Origin of the sequence: Streptomyces sp. NPDC007991 (assembly GCF_042958445.1) — a bacterium.
Lineage (GTDB): Bacteria > Actinomycetota > Actinomycetes > Streptomycetales > Streptomycetaceae > Streptomyces.
The window spans coordinates 102,816-120,151 of sequence record NZ_JBIBJD010000003.1 but is presented as its reverse complement, the minus strand read 5'-3'; the positions used below and the strand labels follow the sequence as shown (position 1 = coordinate 120,151).

Sequence of the window (17,336 nt, the reverse complement as noted above, 5' to 3'; positions counted from 1 at the left end):
CCGCCGGGGACTGGGAAGGAAGCGTGACGTCATGGCCAAGTTCATGGATGTCCACCACAGCATGAAGGGCATCACGGAAGAGCAACTGCTCGCGGCCCACAACGCGGACCTCGCCATAGAAGGAGACGAGAGCGTGCACTTCGAGAGGGCCTGGGCGGACCCGGAGTCCGGCCTCGTCTACTGCCTCTCCGAAGCACCCGACGCGGAAGCGGTCCAGCGCGTCCATGAACGCGCGGGGCACAAGGCGGACGAGATCCACCCGGTGCCGTTGACGGTCCAGTGAAGTGGACTTGGGCTGAAGGTGAGGTCGGCCGGTCTCAGGGAGTTCGCAGGGCCTCGGCAGCAGGCTCGGCGGACTCGGTGGGAGCAGCTGGCTGCTCCTCCTGCGGCACCCGCCGCATCAACACCCCGTACCCCAGCCCGGCCACCGTCCCCACCACCGCGCACAGCCCCCACAGCCACTCCGCCCCGAACCGGTCGATGACGAACCCGGACATCAGCGGGGCGACGAGCCCGGCGACGGACCAGGACATGCTGTACATCCCCTGGTAGCGCCCGCGTCCGTGGAGCGGGGAGAGCCGGACGACCAGGCCGGTCTGCGTCGGGGCGTTGACGATCTCGGCCAGCGTCCACACGCACACCGTGAGGGCGATGACGCCGACCGACCCGGCGAAGGCGGTGAGCCCGAAGCCGTATCCCGCGAGGACGGACGAGACGACGAGCAGCCGGCGCGGGTCCCGGTGTTCGATGAACCGCGTCACCGGGATCTGGAGCACGACGATCAGGAAGCCGTTGACGGCGATCGCCATGCCGTACTCGGCGGACGTGAACCCGGCCTCGCCCATCGCCACCGGCAGCCCCACCGAGGCCTGCTGGAAGATCAGCGCGACGAGGAAGGACAGCCCGACGACGCCCATGAAGCGCCCGTCGCGCAGTACGGTCCCGAGACTGACGGAGCTGTCGGAGCTGTCGGAGCCAGGGGCCGTCTTCACCGTCTCGGCGGGGGGCTTGGATTCGGGCAGCTTCAAGAAGACGACGACCGCGCAGACCATCGTCATCCCCGCCTCGATCAGGAACCCGGCGAGATAGCTGACCTCGGCGATGAACCCGGCCGCCATGGAGGACACGGCGAAGCCGAGGTTGAGGGCCCAGTAGTTGAGGGAGAAGGCGCGGATACGGTCCTCGGGCCGGACGATGTCGGCCATCATCGCCTGCACCGCGGGCCGGGACGCGTTGCTCGCCATGCCGACGAGGAACGCGACACCGGCGATCGCGACCGGGTGGTGCACGAACCCGAGGAGCGCGACGGACACGGCGGTCGAGGCCTGCGCGATCAGCAGGGTGGGCCGCCGCCCCAGCCGGTCGGTCATCACGCCCCCGCCGAGTGAGGAGACCACCCCGCCGAGCCCGTGCAGGGCGGCCACCAGACCGGCGTACGTGGCGGAGTAGCCGCGGTCGAGCGTCAGGTACAGCGCCATGAAGGTGGCGACGAAGGCGCCGAGCCGGTTGACGAGGGTGCTGGTCCACAGCCACCAGAACTCGCGGGGCAGTCCGGAGACGCTCTCCCGGACGGCATGTCTGGCACGCAGGACGTACGGCATGGACGACATGGGCTCCCCCGGAGCGCGAGAATGTAAGCGGCGCACGTAGCCGTCACAAATTACAAAGCCCCGCTTGACGGAGGCCACTCAATTAACAGAACCCGTCAAACGTCCGCCTGCCGGGCAGTCACGCGAACGGGCGAATGCGTGGATTACGCTCTGGGGCATGGCCGACGCACCGTACAAGCTGATCCTCCTCCGCCACGGCGAGAGCGAGTGGAACGAGAAGAACCTGTTCACCGGCTGGGTGGACGTCAACCTGACCGCGAAGGGCGAGAAGGAGGCGACGCGCGGCGGCGAGCTGCTCAAGGACGCCGGCCTGCTCCCCGACGTCGTCCACACGTCCCTCCAGAAGCGCGCCATCCGCACCGCGCAGCTCGCCCTGGAGTCCGCCGACCGCCTCTGGATCCCGGTCCACCGCAGCTGGCGTCTGAACGAGCGCCACTACGGCGCCCTCCAGGGCAAGGACAAGGCCCAGACGCTCGCCGAGTTCGGCGAGGAGCAGTTCATGCTGTGGCGCCGCTCCTACGACACCCCGCCGCCGGCGCTGGACCGTGACGCCGAGTACTCCCAGTTCTCCGACCCGCGCTACGCGACCCTCCCGCCGGAGCTGCGGCCGCAGACGGAGTGCCTCAAGGACGTCGTCGTCCGCATGCTCCCGTACTGGTTCGACGCCATCGTCCCCGACCTGCTGACCGGCCGCACGGTCCTGGTCGCCGCCCACGGCAACAGCCTGCGCGCCCTGGTCAAGCACCTCGACGGCATCTCCGACGCGGACATCGCGGGCCTCAACATCCCGACGGGCATCCCGCTGTCCTACGAACTCGACGCCGACTTCAAGCCGGTCAACCCGGGCGGGACGTACCTGGACCCGGATGCGGCTGCGGCGGCGATTGAGGCGGTCAAGAACCAGGGCAAGAAGAAGTAGCCTTTGCGATCACGCCTCCCACCTGCGCATACGGCGCGGATGGGAGGCATTTTCGTGCCCGGTGTCATGGGTTTTCTCGTTGCTCCACAGCGCGGCCGATGAGTTTGCGGCTCCCGGCCGGTCCAAGCTCGTGACACCGTAACGAAAGGACACCGCCATGTCGGAGCTTCTCGTCGACTTCATCACCTCCCTCGACGGCTACGCATCAGGAGAGGGATGGCCCGGGTTCTGGGGCCTGGAGGGTCCGGAGTACCTCGCATGGCTCGGCGAGCAGCCCGAGGCCACCTACCTGATGGGAGCGAACACCTACCGCCTGATGTCGGGCTTCGCCGCAGGCGAGGTCCCGAAGGGCCAGGACGAGTTCAGGCCCGAAGAAGAGGCGTCCGTCGACGAGCTCACGCAAGCGTCCAAGGTGGTGTTCTCCTCCTCTCTCGAGGAGCCACTGACGTGGGCCAACTCCACGCTCGTCCGCGACGACGCCGTCGAGGCGGTCCGCGCCATGAAGTCGAGCGGTGGGCTCCTCAGCACGATCGGCAGCCTCAGCCTGTGCCGGTCCCTGCTGCGAGCCGGACTCGTCGACCGCTTCCGGGTCGTGATGTTCCCGGTGATCACCGGGGCCACGGGCGAAGAACGCATCTACGACGGCTATCCGGACGTTGCCCTGGAGATGATCGAGCACCGCACCTTCGACGGCCGCATCCAGCTGGTCGAGTACAAGCCCCGCGTGCTCGAGCACCCGCCGCTCGGCGTCCCTGCGTGACGTCGCCCCGTCCGCCGGTCTGGACGCCCGCCGGACCGGCGCCGGCGGGCACGGAGCAAGACTGGGCGCACACCTGGACTTTGCCACGGCCGCCGTCAGCCCGAGGCGCGCGCTCACGTCTGCACGGACAGGCCCTACACCGCTTCGTCCATCGCCTCGGCCCGGCCCTGCCCGCCCCGTGCCGTGGCCGGGTCCGGGGCCTTCTCGTCGCGGGCGCGGGCGCCCCATTGGATGACGGGCTTCATGGCGAAGGACACGGCGATGAACGTCGCGCCGAGCAGGATCCAGCCGGGCGGTCCCCAGTAGACGATCAGTCCGGTGAGGACCAGGGGGCCGAGCATCTCCGAGATGGTGATGCCGTTGCCGAAGAAAGCCTGGTACTGGCCCGTCTTGCCCTGGGGTGCCAGGCCGAAGCTCGCTTCCCACTCCCCGGCGGCCTGCATCATCTCGCCGACCACCATCAGGCCCGCGCCGACGACGAGGAGAACCCCCGCGGTCCAGGCGGAGTCGCCGGCCGCGGAGAAGGCGAACGCGACGCATGCGGCTGCCAGCAGGAAGCTGCCCAGGATCAAATAGCGCGCCGCACCGGCGAGATCCTTCACCCCCTCGGAGACCCGGACCTGGAACAGCGCCACCACGAGCGTGTTGAGCATCAGCATCACCGACAGCAGCGACACCGGGGCCGATGTGTGCTCACTGATCCACAGGGGCAGGGCGACGGCGATGAGCGGAACGTACAGGAGCAGGAAGGTGTTCAGGGCGCTGAGGACGACGTAGGGGGCGTCCCGGAACACCGATCCGTCGCGTCGGCCGCCCGAGGCGACGGCGGGCCCGGCGGGAGCGACCGGCTGGGGCGCCACCGCGGGCAGCCGGCGCAGGATCCAGGCGGAGACCAGGAAGGCGAGGGAGTTCAGCGCGAACGCCGCGTAGTACGCCTCCCGGGTGTCGAAGAGGAGCACGAGTCCGCCGAGCCCGGCGCCGATCGTCATGCCCGCGTTGAAGCTGGACTGGACGTACGCGCGGACCTTGGTGACCTGGTCCTTCGGGACCAGACCGGCCAGCAGGGCCTGCTCGGCCGCGAAGCCGCCGCGCTGACTCACCGCGTACGCGCACGACGCGATGACGAACGGCACGAAGGACGAGACGAAGGTGAAGGACAGGATCGACACGGCCGCGCACGCGAACAGCGCGACGGCCGTGCCGCGCGGGCCGGCCCGGTCCGCCAGGTGGCCCAGCGGAACGCTCAGTACGAGCGCCGCCGACCAGCCGATGGTCAGGCCGAGGCTCATCTCGAGCGGCGACAGTCCGACGATCCGGGTGAAGAACAGGGCGGCGCAGATGTTGTAGGCCCCGTCCCCGAGCCGGCACACGAGTTGGGCGAGGGCGAGGCCTCGCGGTGGTCCGGGGGGCGGGATCAGCCCCTTGAGCATGTTGGACACGAAGCTCCTTGAGATGTGGCTCGCGCAGGTCGTCCGACGACGGTGTTCGCGGCACGGCACGGCACCGGACGCGGCCCGCGACCGGGCTCTCGGTGTCGGTGTGCGCGCGGGCGTGCTCGCCGGACAGATGCGTCAGCCTGGAAGAGTGGGTCGCCGCGACCGGTCCGGTGCCCCGCGTGGGGTTCCGGCGACCTGTGCCATCGCCTGCGAAAGCTGCGAAGGTCACAGGGCTGCGAAGGCCACGGGGCTGCGAAGCCTCGGGCGAAGTCGCGGCATCTCCCTGGCCCACACCGGCCAGAAGTCTCGTGTTGAGCGTCAGCCGCTCAGCTGTCCCCTACGACAGGGAGAAACGTAGGCACAGTTGGAGGGGCGCACAAGGGGCGGTGTTGAGGCAGGCCGTCGCCAGAATCCTTACCTCCGACGTCATCGACGGTCCTCCGGCGTCGTCGGCAAGCTGGATCCCATGACAGCCACCAGCACCGCGGACGCCACCCGCGCCACCGTCCAGAAGTTCCTCGCACTCCGGCTCGCCGGCGACACCGAGGGGCTCACCGAGATCTTCGCGGACGAGGTCGACTGGATGCTGGCCGAGAACCCCGTCGTTCCCTGGATCCGGCCTCGCTCCACGGCCGCCGAATGTGCCGCTCAGTCCGACGAGTTGGCCGAGTACACCGTGCCGGAGGACGCCCGCGCGTCCATCGACACGATCCTCGTCGACGGTTGCGACGCCGTTGTGACGGGGCACCTCTCCGGGACCGTCCGTGCGACCGGCGCGTCGTTCACCGGGCCCTTCGCGCTGCGGCTCACCGTAGAGGGCGGGCGGATCACCCGGCACCACCTCTACGAGAACAGCGCGTCGATCGCGGCGGCATGCACATCCGTCGACGTCACCCGCTGACGATCCGCCAGTACTGTCGCTTCTCCTCGTCCCGTACGACCACGCCCAGCCGCAGCAGCTCGCGGCGCAGCTCACGGGCATCCTCGGCGTCGTCGTCGCTCTTGAGGGTCTGGGCGCGGGCCCGCAGGAGGGCGTCCGCGCCCTCGGGGAGACCCGGGGTGCCGCGGACCCAGCGGCGGAACTCGGCGCGGTACGGGTCCTCCTCCGCCCAGCGGTAGCCGTGCTCGGCGAGGGCGGCGGTCAGGCGGGGCCAGGGCAGGCCGCACTGCTCCCGGGCCAGTTCCATGCCACCTGGGGCCAGCACCACGAGCTGCTTGCCGTCCCTGCACAGCACCGCGATCTCCTCGCGGGTGAACTCCCGCGTGCTGTCCCTGATGGCCAGCGCCAGGTGGGTGTCGCAGACGCGGACCGACAGCGACTCGTGCGCGGCGGCGAGGCCCAGCAGCAGGCCGCCGAGTGCGCCCACCGCGATCGTGCCGAGGGTGAGGGCGGGTTCCGGGATGGAGGTCAGGAGTTCGGCGGGGCCCTCAAGCGGTGCCCACGGCAGCTTCAGCAGCAGGCGGGCGAGGAGCGGGAGCAGGGCGCCGACGCCGGCGCAGCAGGCCACGCAGAAGAGTGTGATCACCCAGGCCGGCTCGGACAGTTCCGTGCCCGAGCCTGTGCCTGCGCCCGTGCCCGTCGGCGGCACCCGCTTCTTCCCCAACCGAACGTTCCTCGCGTCCTCCATGGGGCGAGTGTCGGCGGGCGGGACGCGCCCTGTCGTCAGCCGTTGGTCTACGCGTCCGCGACTTTGGTCGTCAGCGCGTTCATGCCCCGCCTCACGGGTGCATCCGCGCCCCCTTCACCACCTTGTCCACCGCGTTCTTCGGGCCGTGGACCGCGAGCCCGACCAGATCCAGGTCCGCCGTCGGCACCGACCGTACGGCCGCGCGGTTGTCGCGGTCGTTGCCCGTGGAGAACAGGTCCGAGGTGAAGATCGCACGGGGCAGGGAGCGGGACAGGGCACGGGTGTGGGCCGTGGTCAGGGTCTCCTTCGTGGCCTCGAAGACCAGGACCGGCTGGCGGAACATCGGCAGGTAGGGCACGCCGTCGGCGTCCTCGTACGGCTCGCCGATCACCTCGGGGACCTGTGTACCCAAGCCGCTGACCAGGAACGACGTGACGTTGAGACGCTGCCAGGGCTCCAGGTCGGCGCGCAGCAGTACGGCGATCTTCGTGTCGAAGCGGATCGGCTCCGGAGCCGGTTCGGTGTGCGTGTTCATGATGCGAGCGTGTCCGGCGGCCCCCGTCGGGGTCTTGTACGTTTTTTGCATGGCTTCCCAGCCCGCCCGGATCGTCTCCGCCTGGCGGCCCGCCGTGCCCGGTGTCGTCGAGGTCTTCCACGCCCGCTTCACCGAGTACGCGTACCCGATGCACGTCCACGACGCCTGGACGCTGCTGATCGTCGACACCGGCGCCGTCCGGTACGACCTCGACCGGCACGAGCACGGCACCCCGCACGACACCGTGTCGCTGCTGCCGCCGCACGTGCCGCACAACGGCTCCCCCGTCACCCCGGAGGGCTTCCGCAAGCGGGTGCTGTATCTCGACGGGACGTATCTCGGGGACGAGTTGATCGGGGCCGCCGTCGACCGGCCGGACCTGCGCGATCCGCTGCTGCGGCGACGCGTGGGGCAGGTGCACGGCGCGCTGCTGCGGCCCGGTGAGGAACTGGAGGCCGAGAGCAGGCTGCTGTTCGTCGGGGAGCGGCTGCGCGGGCATCTGCGGGGCGAGCGCGACAAGCCCCGGCCCGCGGATCCCGTTCTCGCGCGGCGGCTGCGGGAGTTGCTGGACGAGCGGGTCGTGGAGGGGGTCGGGCTGCGGGAGGCGGCCGGGCTCGTCGGGGCCCACCCCGCCCATCTCGTACGGGCCTTCAGCGCCGCTTACGGCATCGCCCCGCACCAGTACCTGACGTCCCTGCGCGTGGGCCGCGCCCGGCGGCTGCTGCTCGAAGGGCGCTCGCCGGGCGAGGTGGCGGCCGAGACCGGGTTCTACGACCAGTCGCACCTCACCCGGCACTTCCGCAAGCTGGTGGGCGTGCCGCCGGGGCGTTACCGAAGGAGACGGCCCGAAGCCGGATCCGCCTGAGCCGTCCGCTGCTGAGCGGCGGTGCCGGCGCCACGGACAGGACACCGGTCACCGTCGGCGTCGCAACGGTCGGCAGCCCAGCCGCACGGACAGCGGCCAGGCTGCCGACCCACCCTGCCGGCGCCGAGCGCGCTGGATCAGGTGTTCCTGCGGCTTCTCCTGCCGACGAGTGCGGCGGCGGCTGCGCCCACGGCGACCAGCGCCGCCCCGCCTGCCAGCAGGTACGGCGTCATGGGGCTGCCACCGGTCTCCGCCAGCCCGGCCTCCTGGGAAGGCGCGACCGACGGCGCGAGGGGTGCCGACCGGCCGGACGTCGCCGGGGTGACCGACGGCGTGTTGGACGGTGCCGGGTTCTCGGAGGCCGGCTGAGGAGACCGGCAGGTGGCCTGCGCCAGCGTCACGGTGCCTTCCACCTTCTCGACGCCCAGCCGCAGGGGATCGACGGACACGTGCAGGCGGAGTGACGTGGCGGCGGCGGTGTCACTGGTCGTCTCCCTCTGGGACAGGGAAAGCCGGACCGTGCCGACACCTGGGGCCTCGACGGTCGCGGTGCCGCCGGCTCCCAGCTCCACCCGCTTGCCGAGAGCGGTGACGGGGCCCAGTACCTGGGACTCGGCGACCGGTTCTTGGCCGGCGGCACACGTCGCCTTGGCGGTGACCTCTTCGACCTCCACCAGGGACAGTGCGGGCAGCCCGGGCACATGGACGCGCGCCCGTACGAGATGGGACGTCCCTTCGGCCCGGCCGTCTTCGACATCGGCTTTCGACGCGACGGCGTCGGCCTGAAGCAGACGGACCGGGCGGTCGCGGTTGACTCGGTCGACGGTGACGTCGAGCGTCTTCTTCTCCGCGGTCGCCGGAGCTCGAACCTCGTCGAGCGTGGCTCGCAGAGGTGTCGTTCCGGCCGAATCGGCCCGGGAGACGTCCAGCGCTGCGCGGAACGCCACTGCCGTGGCGCTGCCCCGGGAGGTGTCGGCCGCGGGAACCGCAGTGGCTTCGGCGGCGAGTGCTGAGCCGGCCAGGAGAAGGCCCGTGGCTGACACGGCAGCGAGGCGACGGGCGTATGCAGTCCGAGGCGAGATTCTGGTCAACGCGGTGTCCTTGCGTACGGAGAGGTGGAGGCCGCCCGGAACCAGCCGGTGACCGGCCGGCCGGGCAGCAAGGCTCCATCCTGCTGGGGCGAAAGCCGCCTGTAGGGTGCAACACGGAAGCTTCACTACAAGGAAGACGTTTGCGGGCAAGCGTTCTAACCATGGCTTTCCGGGCTACCACGGAGCGCCGCCCCGGTCCTGCTCGGCTCTCTTTGGGGCACAACAACCCTGCGAGTAGCGCGTGGCGCCGTGTTCCCCGGCGCCACGCGGGTGAGCATGTGCGGACCCTGCCCTCCTCCCGCACCGAGGCGATGCGATGTCCGACCGCGCCGACCAGGTCCGCTCCGAAAGCGTCGCCAGGAGGTGGATCACGCGTCATCGGCCGCTGGAGCAGTCGCTGTTCGGCGGCATCTACGGACTGGTGCTGGCCAGCGCCCTGGTGGCCGCCTTGGACACGACGGGCGAGAAGGCCGAGCCCGGTCCGGACGCGCTGTGGGTCCTGCTCACCGCACTGGCGTCGGGCGCCGCCCATGGGTACGCGCACGTCATCGCCCAGCGTGCGTCCGACGACGGGGCTGCCACCACGAGCAGACTGCGGTCGGTCCTCGCCGAGTGGCCGCTGGTCGCCGCCGTGCTGCCCACGGTGGCGCTCCTGCTCGCCGCGGCAGCCGGGTGGTGGTCGGAGGCCACGGCTGTGGACGTGGCCCTGCTGTTCAACACCGTCGCCTTGTTCGGCTGGGGCGCCTGGGCCGCCCGTACTTCCGGGCACGGATGGCCGTCCTCATGCCTGGCGGGGGGCCTGGACATGCTGATCGGCCTGGTGATCATTGTCGCGGACACCCTGATCAAGTAGAGGTGCCACCAAGGCAGGAAAGGCCGCGCCCCCGAACCAGACCGTCTAGCTGCCGGGGCGTTGGGTGAGGTGGGCGAAGGCGTCCAGGTTGCGCGTCGGCTCCCCGCGGGACACCCGCCACTCGTACTCCTTGCGGATCGCCGAGGCGAAGCCCAGCTCCAGAAGGGTGTTGAAGCTGCCGTCGGAGGCCTCGAGGACCTGGCCGAGCAGGCGGTCGATCTCGTCGGCGGTGACGGCGGACAGGGAGAGCCGGCCGGTGACGTAGACGTCGCCGTGCTGGTCGACGGCGTAACTCACGCCGTAGAGCTTGAGGTTGCGTTCCAGGAGCCAGCGGTGGACGCCCTGCTCGTTCTCGTCGGGGTGGCGGATGACGAAGGCGTTGAGCGACAGGGAGTGGCGGCCGACGATCAGGGAGAGCGTCGTCTTGAGCTTGCGGGTGCCGGGCAGCTGCGCGACGTAGGTGCCGGGCTGGGGGCTCTCCCACTCCAGGCCGGCGTCCTTCAGCACTCCCTCGACGACCTGTGCCGCACGCTGTTCCAGATCGGTTTCACCCATGCTGCGAGCGTACGCGACGGCGGTGCGCCTGCATCGCTGCTGTGTACACGTCCGCCGTGGTGGCGGCCGAGGTGTCCCAGCCGAAGGACTGGGCGTGGCGCGCGGCCTGCCCGCCCAGCCGGGGCGACAGTTCCGGATCGTCGGCGAACTCGCGCAGCACGCGCGCGTAGTCGGCGGGATCGTGGCCGCGCACCAGGAAGCCGGTGTGGCCGTCGCGCACGGCGACCGGCAGACCGCCGACCGAGGCCGCCAGCACGGGGGTGCCCGCCGCCTGCGCCTCTATGGCGACCAGGCCGAACGACTCGCTGTAGGAGGGCATGACCAGGACGGAGGCGGCGCGGAACCAGTCCGCCAACTGCTCCTGGCCGACCGGCGGGTGGAACCGTACGACGTCCGCGATGCCGAGGCGTGCGGCCAGCTTCTGCAGGCCCTCGGGCTTGGCGAGGCCGCTGCCGCTGGGGCCGCCGACGACGGGGACGAGGATGCGCGAGCGCAGCTCGGGGTGATCGTCGAGGAGGACAGCGACGGCGCGCAGCAGCACGTCGGGGGCTTTCAGGGGCTGGATGCGGCCCGCGAAGAGCGGGATCAGCGCGTCCCTCGGCAGGCCGAGGCGGGCCCGGGCGGCGGCGCGGCCGTCGGCGGGCGAGAAGCGGCTGAGGTTGACGCCCGGGTGGACCACGGCGACCTTGTCGGTGTCGGCCGCGTAGTGCCGTACCAGTTCGTCGGCCTCTTCGGTGGTGTTGGCGATGAGGCGGTCGGCGGCGGCGACGATCTGGGTCTCGCCGATGACGCGGGCGGCCGGTTCGGGGGTGTCGCCGTCGGCCAGGTTGGCGTTCTTGACCTTGGCCATGGTGTGCATGGCGTGCACCAGGGGCACGCCCCAGCGCTGGGCGGCGAGCCAGCCGACGTGGCCGGAGAGCCAGTAGTGGGAGTGGACCAGGTCGTAGTAGCCGGGACGATGGCCGGCCCAGGCCTGCATCACGCCGTGCGTGAAGGCGCACAGCTGGGCGGGGAGGTCCTCCTTGTTGAGGCCCTCGTAGGGGCCGGCGTCGATGTGCCGGACGAGGACGCCGGGGGCGAGCTCGACGGTCGGCGGGAGGGCGGCCGAGGTCGCGCGCGTGAAGATCTCGACCTCGATGTTGATCGCGGCGAGGCGCTGCGCGAGCTCCACGATGTAGACGTTCATGCCGCCGGCGTCGCCGGTGCCCGGCTGGTGGAGCGGGGAGGTGTGCACGGAGAGCATGGCCACCCGGCGGGGCCTTCGGTGCAGCCGCAGGCGCGTGGGCGATGACGCGGAGCGCCGCCCGAGCCTGCCGATGTACTGGCTCACGTGGCGTTCCTCCTCGCTCCGGGCATGCCTTGGCAGGGCCCATGTGCCCTGGAGCGGTCAACACCGGAGGGTTGGGTTCCATTTCCTGATTCGCGACTTTTACCGAATCATTACCGCCTCTCGCTCAACTGTTCGAGGGTGACGGGGGGCTGAACGCGATCGAACATCGCAGGTCACTCGCGCTGTCCGCGCGATGAAAAGGCCCTGGAAAGGACGACGAGGCCGGAACCGCGGACAACCCGGCGCCCGCCCGACCGGTCACAGCCTGCGGAAGGATCCACTCCTGCCTCACGGAGGTAACGCGATGCCCTCTCGCCCGGTCAGCCGCCGGCTGTTACGCGCCTCAGCGGTTCTGACGCCGGTTCTCGGCATGGTTCTGGCCGTTCCGATCGCCCTGGCCGGCCCGGCCGGTGCCGCGGAGCCGACGGCCACCGCAGCGGTGAACGAGTACGGCTGGCAGCTCACCTACACGGCCGCCCCCGGGCAGGCCAACACGGTGGCCGTCACACAGTCGTTCACCAGCGACCGCTCCCGGTTCATCTACGTGATCGACGACGTCGTCCCGATCGACGCCGGGAACGGCTGCCGCCACCCCGACAGCGCGGACCGCTCCAAGATCTCCTGCACGGTCGAGACCCCCGAGAGCCAGTCCCCGCTCAGCTCCCTGGAGATGGACCTCGCCGACCGCGACGACACCGTCTCCTTCGACAACGCCACCGACCAGGTCTACTACTTCGGCACGGTCGAGCTGGGCGACGGCGACGACAGGTGGACCGGCACCACCGGGGGACGAGTCGACGGCACCACCGTCCGGGGCGGCGCGGGCGACGACACCATCAGGGCGGGCGCGCTGGGATACGCCGGCGGCGGTGATGGCGACGACACCCTCTACGCCGGCGTCGACGGAGAGATCGTGGACGGCGGCCCGGGCGACGACGTCCTCCGCGGCGGCGCCGGCGACCAGATCCTGCGAGCCGATGACGGGGACGACACGGTGTACGGCGGGGCCGGCGACGACGAACTGTACGGCGGCAGGGGCGACGACGTCCTGTACGGAAACAGCGGCGCCGACCGGATCTGGGGGAACAGCGGCGACGACAAGCTGTACGGCGGCCCCGGAGCGGACACACTCTCCGGCGGACCGGGCACGAACATCGTCCGGCAGGACTGACGGTTTCTCCCCGTCCGGGGAGCCACTTCTCCCCGGACGGGGAGCCACGCGGTCACGCGTGCGGGTTCCCGGGCGGGTCCCCGAGGACGGATCCCAGGGGCGGGTGCCCCGGGGCGGGTCCCAAGAGGCGGGTCCCCGACGGGCCCCCGGGGCGGGTCCTCGATGCGGACCCTGGGGGTGGGTGCCCAAGACGGATGCCCGGGGCGGGTCCCCCGGGGCGGGTCCCCCGGGGCGGATCCCGCCGCGCGGTCACACGTGCGGGCGCCCAAGGCGGATCCCCGGGCGGGTCCTCGATGCGGATCCTCGGGATGGGTGCCCAAGGCAGCTCCCCGAGGCGGGTCCCGGGGCGGGTCCCGGGGCGGGTCCCGGGGCGGGTCCCGGGGGCAGATCCCCGGGACGGATCCCACAGCGCGGTCACACGTGCGGGTCCCCAAAGCGGATCCCCGAGGCGGGTCCTCGATGCGGACCCTGGGGGGTGGGTGCCCAAGACGGATGCCGGGGGTGGGTTCCCCGAGGCGGGCCCGGGGGCGGGCCCCGGGGGGCAGATCCCAGGGGGCAGATCCCCGGGACGGGTCCCACCACCCGGTCACACGATCCCACCGCCCGGTCACACGATCCCACCGCCCGGTCACACGATCCCACCGCCCGGTCACACGTGCGGATCCCCAGGGCGGATCCCCGACGGCGGGACCCCGAGGCAGATCCCCAGGGGGCGGGCCCCACGGGCGGACCGCCGGGCGGACCCGGGGGCGGATCCCCCACAGGGTCTTCATCCCTGGCGCGGCGTTTAACCTCTTACGCATGACATCCCGCGCCGCCGCCCGCCGCCCCGTGGGCACGGTGACGCGTGGGACGACCAACCCCAACCGCCTGCGCCGCATGGACCGCTGGATCGCGGCCACGCACGGCGCCGAGCTGCGCCGGGCCGCCGACCCGGTGGCCGTCGACCTGGGGTACGGCGCCGCCCCCTGGACGGCCGTCGAACTGCTGCACCGCCTGCGTACGGTGGCGCCCCGCGCGCGTGTGGTGGGCGTCGAGATCGAGCCGGCCCGGGTCGCGGCGGCGCTGCCGTACGAGCGGGCGGGGCTCGTGTTCCGGCACGGCGGTTTCGAGATCCCGGTCCCGCAGCGACCCCTGCTGGTCCGCGCGGCGAACGTGCTGCGGCAGTACGCGGAGGGCGAGGTCGACGCCGTCTGGCAGCGGCTGTGCGGGCGGCTCGCGCCGGCCGATCCGGCGACCGGCGCGCGCGGCGGGCTGCTGGTCGAGGGCACCTGCGACGAGATCGGGCGCCGGCACGTCTGGGTCGCGCTCGGCCCGGAGGGACCGCGCACGGTCACCTTCGCGACCCGGCTCGGCTCCCTGGACCGCCCCTCGGACCTGGCGGAACGCCTGCCGAAGGCGCTCATCCACCGCAACGTCCCGGGCGAGCCGGTGCACGCCTTCCTGCGCGACTTCGACCGCGCCTGGGCCGCCGCCGCGCCCTACGCCTCCTACGGCGCCCGACAGCGCTGGATCCGGGCGGTACGGGACCTGACCGCCGACTGGCCCGTGGCGGACGGGCCGGTGCGGTGGCGGCAGGGCGAAGTGACGGTGCGGTGGGAGGCGTTGGCACCGCGGGGCTGAACCCGCCCGGACCGGACCGGCCCGGCCGGACAGAACCGGCCCGCCGGGAACGATCTCTTTGAGTCGTTCGTCACACAGGCGGGGAGATCGTCATGCCGGGGGCATATCGGGGAGGGGACTGCGGGAAGTACTACCCCTGTCGCTTCGCGCGCCGACGTGGCAGCATCCCCGGACGCACCGGATGTTACTGACGGTTAATCAGTTTGGGGGCTGAGGTATGGGACCGGGCAAGCGCGGCCTGATCACGACGGCCGTGACCATGGTCTGCGCGCTCACGGTACTGGCGGCACCGGGCACGGCGTTCGCGAGCCCCACACCCACACCCACCCCGAGCGCGGATGCCACGCGCGGGCCCGGCAAGGACCTGGAAGCCGTGCGCGAGAAGCTCGACGAGCTCTACCGTGCCGCGGCCCGCGCCACCGACGAGTACAACGCCGCCGAGGAGAAGGCCGACCAGCAGTCCGCCGAGCTCGTCAAGCTGGCCAAGAAGATCGTCAAGGGCCAGGAGAAGCTGGCGAAGCTGAAGGACCGCGCGGGCGCCTCGGCCGCCGCCCAGTACCGCGGCGGCGGACTCCCGCCCGAGGCCCACCTGATGCTGAGCGACGATCCGCAGGAGTTCCTCGACGGGGCGGGCCGGGTGCGCCAGGGCCAGCACGCGGCCAAGGGCCTGATCGGCGAACTGACCCGCACGCAGGAGGACTTGGAGCGGTACGCGCAGGACGCCTCCGCGCAGTGGAAGAAACTGGAGGCGGGCCGCAAGGCCAAGGCCGCCGCGCGGAAGAAGGTCGAGAAGCAGATCGCGCAGGCGGAGAAGCTCGAGTCCGAGCTCCAGAAGGAGGAGCAGGAGCGCCTCGCCGAGCTGGAGAAGGAGGCCGCCGGCCGGGCACAGACCGCCTGGCTCGGCTCCGGCATCCTCGACGAGATCAGCGGAAAGGCCTCCGAGCAGGGCAAGAAGGCCGTCGCGTACGCCACGGCCCAGATCGGCAAGCCGTACCAGTGGGGCGCCGAGGGCCCGAAGACCTACGACTGCTCCGGGCTGACCTCCCAGGCCTGGATATCCGCCGGCCGCGGCATTCCGCGCACCTCGCAGGAGCAGTGGAAGCGGTTGCGGCACATCGACATCCAGGACATGCGGCCCGGCGACCTCATCATCTACTTCGACGACGCCAGCCATGTCGCGATGTACGTCGGCGACGGGGCGATCGTGCACGCCCCGCGGCCCGGGCGGACGGTGACCCTCGCGGGGGCCGGGTCGATGCCCATCCTCGGGGTGGTACGACCGGACGCCGACTGAGCTGGGAAAGCTCGGCCGAAGGGGCACCCCATGGGCCAGGTGGCCACGGCGACGTGATCCAGCCCACCCCGCCCCGCCGCCAAACCGCGCGCTGACGTGACGTTCGTCATTCCCGCAGCATCCCGGCGGTGTCCAACTGGGGCGCATATCGCGGCATATGACACTGGCCGATGGCGCAGCGGCGTGGCTCACACCATTCCAATGGGGCGCCGACACCCGCTATGGTCCCGCTCGGTGGGTCGAGGTCCCTCGCCCCCGCCGTGCCCTCGGGGGGAGGGAAGGAACCCAAGACGATGCCCGTACCCATACCGCGGCAGAGAGCGATCCCGGCCGTGGAGAGTGGTCAGGCGCAGGCCGAGTCCCGCTGCGACGGCCCCGCCGAGCAGTCCGCCACGGACGCCTCGGCAGCCGCCCCGCGCACGCCGGACACCGCCGGGAGCATCACGGACAAGGTGGAGACCAACACCGCCCACACGAACCTGACCCTGCTGCTGATCGAGGACGATCCGGCCGGTTCGCCGATCGTGCCCGACATGCTCGACCAGGCGGGCAAGCCGATCCGCGTCCGCACGGCCCGCAACCTCACCGAGGCCGGGCGGCTGCTGACCGACGACGTCCACTGCATCCTGCTGGACCTCGCCCTGCCCGCTCCGGGCCGCAGCGACTCCGACGACGAGCTCGCCGTGCTCAAGCACGTGCTGGAGCTCGCGCCCCGGCACGCCGTCCTGGCCCTGACCGCCTCGGGCGACGCCGAGCGCGGCGCGGAGGCGGTGCGCGTGGGCGCCCAGGACTATCTCTTCCGCGACGAGCTGGACGGCCGGCTGCTGAGCCGGGCGATCCGCTACGCGGTGGAGCGCAAACGCTCCGAGTCGGCCGAGCGCCGGCTCGCCGAGGGCCGGCTGCGCGCCCAGGAGAACCGCCGCCTGGAGCGCGGTCTGCTGCCGACCCCGCTGCTGGACGGCTCCCCGCTGCGGTTCGCCGCCCGCTACCGCCCGGGCCGCTCGCGCGCCCTGCTCGGCGGCGACTTCTACGACGTCGTGCGCACACCGGACGGCACCGTGCACGCCATGATCGGTGATGTCTGCGGTCACGGCCCGGACGAGGCCGCCCTGGGCGTGGAGCTGCGGATCGCGTGGCGCGCGCTGACGCTGGCGGGCCTGTGCGGCGACCAGCTGCTGGGCACGCTCCAGCAGGTGCTGGAGCACGAGCGGGCCGACGACGAGATCTTCGCGACCCTGTGCACGGTGGACATCGCGCCGGACGGCCGCCGCGCCGGCCTGTGCCTGGCGGGCCACCCGTCGCCGCTGCTGGCCCGCCCGGGCAGGCCGGCCCGCCTGCTGCCGTACGACAACAACGGGCCGGCCCTCGGGCTGCTGCCGGGTGCCCGCTGGCCGCGCATGCAGGTGGAGCTGGGCGCCGAGTGGAGCCTGATGCTCTACACCGACGGCCTGATCGAGGGCCATGTCGGCGAGGGCCGTGAGCGGCTCGGCCAGGAGGGCATGACTCAGATGGTGCGCCGCCAGATCGCCCAGGGACTGCGGGGCGAGGAACTGCTGCGGGCGGCCGTGAACGAGGTGCGCGAACTCAACGGTGGCGAGCTGACGGACGACGTGGCGGTACTGCTGCTGGACCGGGTGCCGTAGCCCCGGCCGGCCCCGAAGTGCTG

Annotated in this window: 17 protein-coding genes; 10 read left to right on the top strand and 7 right to left on the bottom strand. The window is 71.7% G+C overall.

Annotation, left to right across the window (positions count from 1 at the left end; translation table 11 throughout):
- The first annotated feature begins 31 nt into the window (after window positions 1–31).
- Entirely contained in the window at window positions 32–283 is a 252-nt protein-coding gene (locus tag ACFZDA_RS08995) for an SCO4226 family nickel-binding protein (protein WP_391077176.1), read from the top strand.
- 34 nt (window positions 284–317) lie between these two features.
- Here the strand turns inward: ACFZDA_RS08995 and ACFZDA_RS08990 are convergent, their stop codons facing one another.
- Window positions 318–1,601 carry an MFS transporter gene (locus tag ACFZDA_RS08990; RefSeq protein ID WP_391078536.1) on the bottom strand — a complete coding sequence of 428 codons (1,284 nt, stop codon included), beginning with the start codon at window positions 1,599–1,601 and terminating at the stop codon, window positions 318–320.
- A 166-nt stretch (window positions 1,602–1,767) separates the two neighbouring features.
- Between ACFZDA_RS08990 and ACFZDA_RS08985 the strand changes: the two genes are divergently transcribed.
- Both ACFZDA_RS08985 and ACFZDA_RS08980 read left to right on the top strand, forming a co-directional pair.
- Window positions 1,768–2,529 (top strand): phosphoglyceromutase, encoded by a 762-nt coding sequence (locus ACFZDA_RS08985; RefSeq protein ID WP_020271854.1) that lies wholly within the window; start codon window positions 1,768–1,770, stop codon window positions 2,527–2,529.
- A 157-nt stretch (window positions 2,530–2,686) separates the two neighbouring features.
- Window positions 2,687–3,289 carry a dihydrofolate reductase family protein gene (locus ACFZDA_RS08980; protein ID WP_391077172.1) on the top strand — a complete coding sequence of 201 codons (603 nt, stop codon included), beginning with the start codon at window positions 2,687–2,689 and terminating at the stop codon, window positions 3,287–3,289.
- 134 nt (window positions 3,290–3,423) lie between these two features.
- Here the strand turns inward: ACFZDA_RS08980 and ACFZDA_RS08975 are convergent, their stop codons facing one another.
- The gene (locus tag ACFZDA_RS08975; protein WP_391078533.1) at window positions 3,424–4,719 is read right to left on the bottom strand and encodes an MFS transporter; all 1,296 of its coding nucleotides are present in this window, start codon (window positions 4,717–4,719) and stop codon (window positions 3,424–3,426) included.
- A gap of 472 nt (window positions 4,720–5,191) precedes the next feature.
- On the opposite strand from ACFZDA_RS08975, the gene ACFZDA_RS08970 reads away from it, so the two are divergent.
- Complete coding sequence (locus ACFZDA_RS08970; protein ID WP_391077170.1) at window positions 5,192–5,626, top strand: nuclear transport factor 2 family protein; 435 nt, start codon at window positions 5,192–5,194, stop codon at window positions 5,624–5,626.
- Here ACFZDA_RS08970 and ACFZDA_RS08965 read toward each other — a convergent pair.
- Window positions 5,616–6,353 carry a hypothetical protein gene (locus tag ACFZDA_RS08965; protein WP_391077167.1) on the bottom strand — a complete coding sequence of 246 codons (738 nt, stop codon included), beginning with the start codon at window positions 6,351–6,353 and terminating at the stop codon, window positions 5,616–5,618. The two genes, ACFZDA_RS08970 and ACFZDA_RS08965, sit on opposite strands and share 11 nt — an antisense overlap.
- A 91-nt stretch (window positions 6,354–6,444) precedes the next feature.
- Window positions 6,445–6,888, bottom strand: coding sequence for a DUF2000 family protein (locus ACFZDA_RS08960; protein ID WP_391077165.1), 444 nt, complete (start codon window positions 6,886–6,888; stop codon window positions 6,445–6,447).
- A gap of 49 nt (window positions 6,889–6,937) precedes the next feature.
- Between ACFZDA_RS08960 and ACFZDA_RS08955 the strand changes: the two genes are divergently transcribed.
- Window positions 6,938–7,753 carry an AraC family ligand binding domain-containing protein gene (locus tag ACFZDA_RS08955; protein ID WP_391077162.1) on the top strand — a complete coding sequence of 272 codons (816 nt, stop codon included), beginning with the start codon at window positions 6,938–6,940 and terminating at the stop codon, window positions 7,751–7,753.
- Window positions 7,754–7,890: 137 nt separating this feature from the next.
- Here ACFZDA_RS08955 and ACFZDA_RS08950 read toward each other — a convergent pair whose 3' ends face one another.
- Window positions 7,891–8,796 (bottom strand): SCO1860 family LAETG-anchored protein, encoded by a 906-nt coding sequence (locus tag ACFZDA_RS08950; RefSeq protein ID WP_391077160.1) that lies wholly within the window; start codon window positions 8,794–8,796, stop codon window positions 7,891–7,893.
- Window positions 8,797–9,160: 364 nt separating this feature from the next.
- On the opposite strand from ACFZDA_RS08950, the gene ACFZDA_RS08945 reads away from it, so the two are divergent.
- Entirely contained in the window at window positions 9,161–9,697 is a 537-nt protein-coding gene (locus tag ACFZDA_RS08945) for a hypothetical protein (RefSeq protein WP_391077157.1), read from the top strand.
- A 45-nt stretch (window positions 9,698–9,742) separates the two neighbouring features.
- Here ACFZDA_RS08945 and ACFZDA_RS08940 read toward each other — a convergent pair whose 3' ends face one another.
- Entirely contained in the window at window positions 9,743–10,252 is a 510-nt protein-coding gene (locus ACFZDA_RS08940; RefSeq protein ID WP_391077154.1) for a YbjN domain-containing protein, read from the bottom strand.
- On the bottom strand, window positions 10,245–11,582 hold the full coding sequence (mshA, locus tag ACFZDA_RS08935) for a D-inositol-3-phosphate glycosyltransferase (protein WP_391077152.1): 1,338 nt from the start codon (window positions 11,580–11,582) through the stop codon (window positions 10,245–10,247). The genes ACFZDA_RS08940 and mshA overlap by 8 nt, the downstream gene beginning before the upstream one ends.
- 370 nt (window positions 11,583–11,952) lie before the next feature.
- On the opposite strand from mshA, the gene ACFZDA_RS08930 reads away from it, so the two are divergent.
- The 4 genes from ACFZDA_RS08930 to ACFZDA_RS08915 all read left to right on the top strand — a co-directional run bounded on the left by ACFZDA_RS08930 (window position 11,953) and on the right by ACFZDA_RS08915 (window position 17,313).
- The gene (locus ACFZDA_RS08930) at window positions 11,953–12,753 is read left to right on the top strand and encodes a calcium-binding protein (protein WP_391077150.1); all 801 of its coding nucleotides are present in this window, start codon (window positions 11,953–11,955) and stop codon (window positions 12,751–12,753) included.
- A gap of 801 nt (window positions 12,754–13,554) precedes the next feature.
- Complete coding sequence (locus ACFZDA_RS08925) at window positions 13,555–14,376, top strand: class I SAM-dependent methyltransferase (protein WP_391077148.1); 822 nt, start codon at window positions 13,555–13,557, stop codon at window positions 14,374–14,376.
- Window positions 14,377–14,593: 217 nt separating this feature from the next.
- Window positions 14,594–15,670, top strand: coding sequence for an NlpC/P60 family protein (locus ACFZDA_RS08920; RefSeq protein WP_391077145.1), 1,077 nt, complete (start codon window positions 14,594–14,596; stop codon window positions 15,668–15,670).
- Between the two features lie 293 nt (window positions 15,671–15,963).
- A complete protein-coding gene (locus tag ACFZDA_RS08915; protein WP_391077142.1) occupies window positions 15,964–17,313 on the top strand; it encodes a SpoIIE family protein phosphatase in 1,350 nt (449 codons plus the stop codon).
- Window positions 17,314–17,336: the final 23 nt, after the last annotated feature.

What these genes read in the sequence shown, in the direction of transcription:
- ACFZDA_RS08965 (WP_391077167.1), bottom strand. Translation starts at nt 6,353, where the DNA reads ATGGAGGACGCGAGGAACGTTCGGTTGGGGAAGAAGCGGGTGCCGCCG.
- ACFZDA_RS08915 (WP_391077142.1), top strand. Translation starts at nt 15,964, where the DNA reads ATGCCCGTACCCATACCGCGGCAGAGAGCGATCCCGGCCGTGGAGAGT.
- ACFZDA_RS08985 (WP_020271854.1), top strand. Translation starts at nt 1,768, where the DNA reads ATGGCCGACGCACCGTACAAGCTGATCCTCCTCCGCCACGGCGAGAGC.
- ACFZDA_RS08975 (WP_391078533.1), bottom strand. Translation starts at nt 4,719, where the DNA reads ATGCTCAAGGGGCTGATCCCGCCCCCCGGACCACCGCGAGGCCTCGCC.
- ACFZDA_RS08980 (WP_391077172.1), top strand. Translation starts at nt 2,687, where the DNA reads ATGTCGGAGCTTCTCGTCGACTTCATCACCTCCCTCGACGGCTACGCA.
- ACFZDA_RS08945 (WP_391077157.1), top strand. Translation starts at nt 9,161, where the DNA reads ATGTCCGACCGCGCCGACCAGGTCCGCTCCGAAAGCGTCGCCAGGAGG.
- ACFZDA_RS08990 (WP_391078536.1), bottom strand. Translation starts at nt 1,601, where the DNA reads ATGCCGTACGTCCTGCGTGCCAGACATGCCGTCCGGGAGAGCGTCTCC.
- ACFZDA_RS08930 (WP_391077150.1), top strand. Translation starts at nt 11,953, where the DNA reads ATGGTTCTGGCCGTTCCGATCGCCCTGGCCGGCCCGGCCGGTGCCGCG.
- ACFZDA_RS08920 (WP_391077145.1), top strand. Translation starts at nt 14,594, where the DNA reads ATGGGACCGGGCAAGCGCGGCCTGATCACGACGGCCGTGACCATGGTC.
- ACFZDA_RS08995 (WP_391077176.1), top strand. Translation starts at nt 32, where the DNA reads ATGGCCAAGTTCATGGATGTCCACCACAGCATGAAGGGCATCACGGAA.
- ACFZDA_RS08940 (WP_391077154.1), bottom strand. Translation starts at nt 10,252, where the DNA reads ATGGGTGAAACCGATCTGGAACAGCGTGCGGCACAGGTCGTCGAGGGA.
- ACFZDA_RS08925 (WP_391077148.1), top strand. Translation starts at nt 13,555, where the DNA reads ATGACATCCCGCGCCGCCGCCCGCCGCCCCGTGGGCACGGTGACGCGT.
- ACFZDA_RS08970 (WP_391077170.1), top strand. Translation starts at nt 5,192, where the DNA reads ATGACAGCCACCAGCACCGCGGACGCCACCCGCGCCACCGTCCAGAAG.
- ACFZDA_RS08955 (WP_391077162.1), top strand. Translation starts at nt 6,938, where the DNA reads ATGGCTTCCCAGCCCGCCCGGATCGTCTCCGCCTGGCGGCCCGCCGTG.
- ACFZDA_RS08960 (WP_391077165.1), bottom strand. Translation starts at nt 6,888, where the DNA reads ATGAACACGCACACCGAACCGGCTCCGGAGCCGATCCGCTTCGACACG.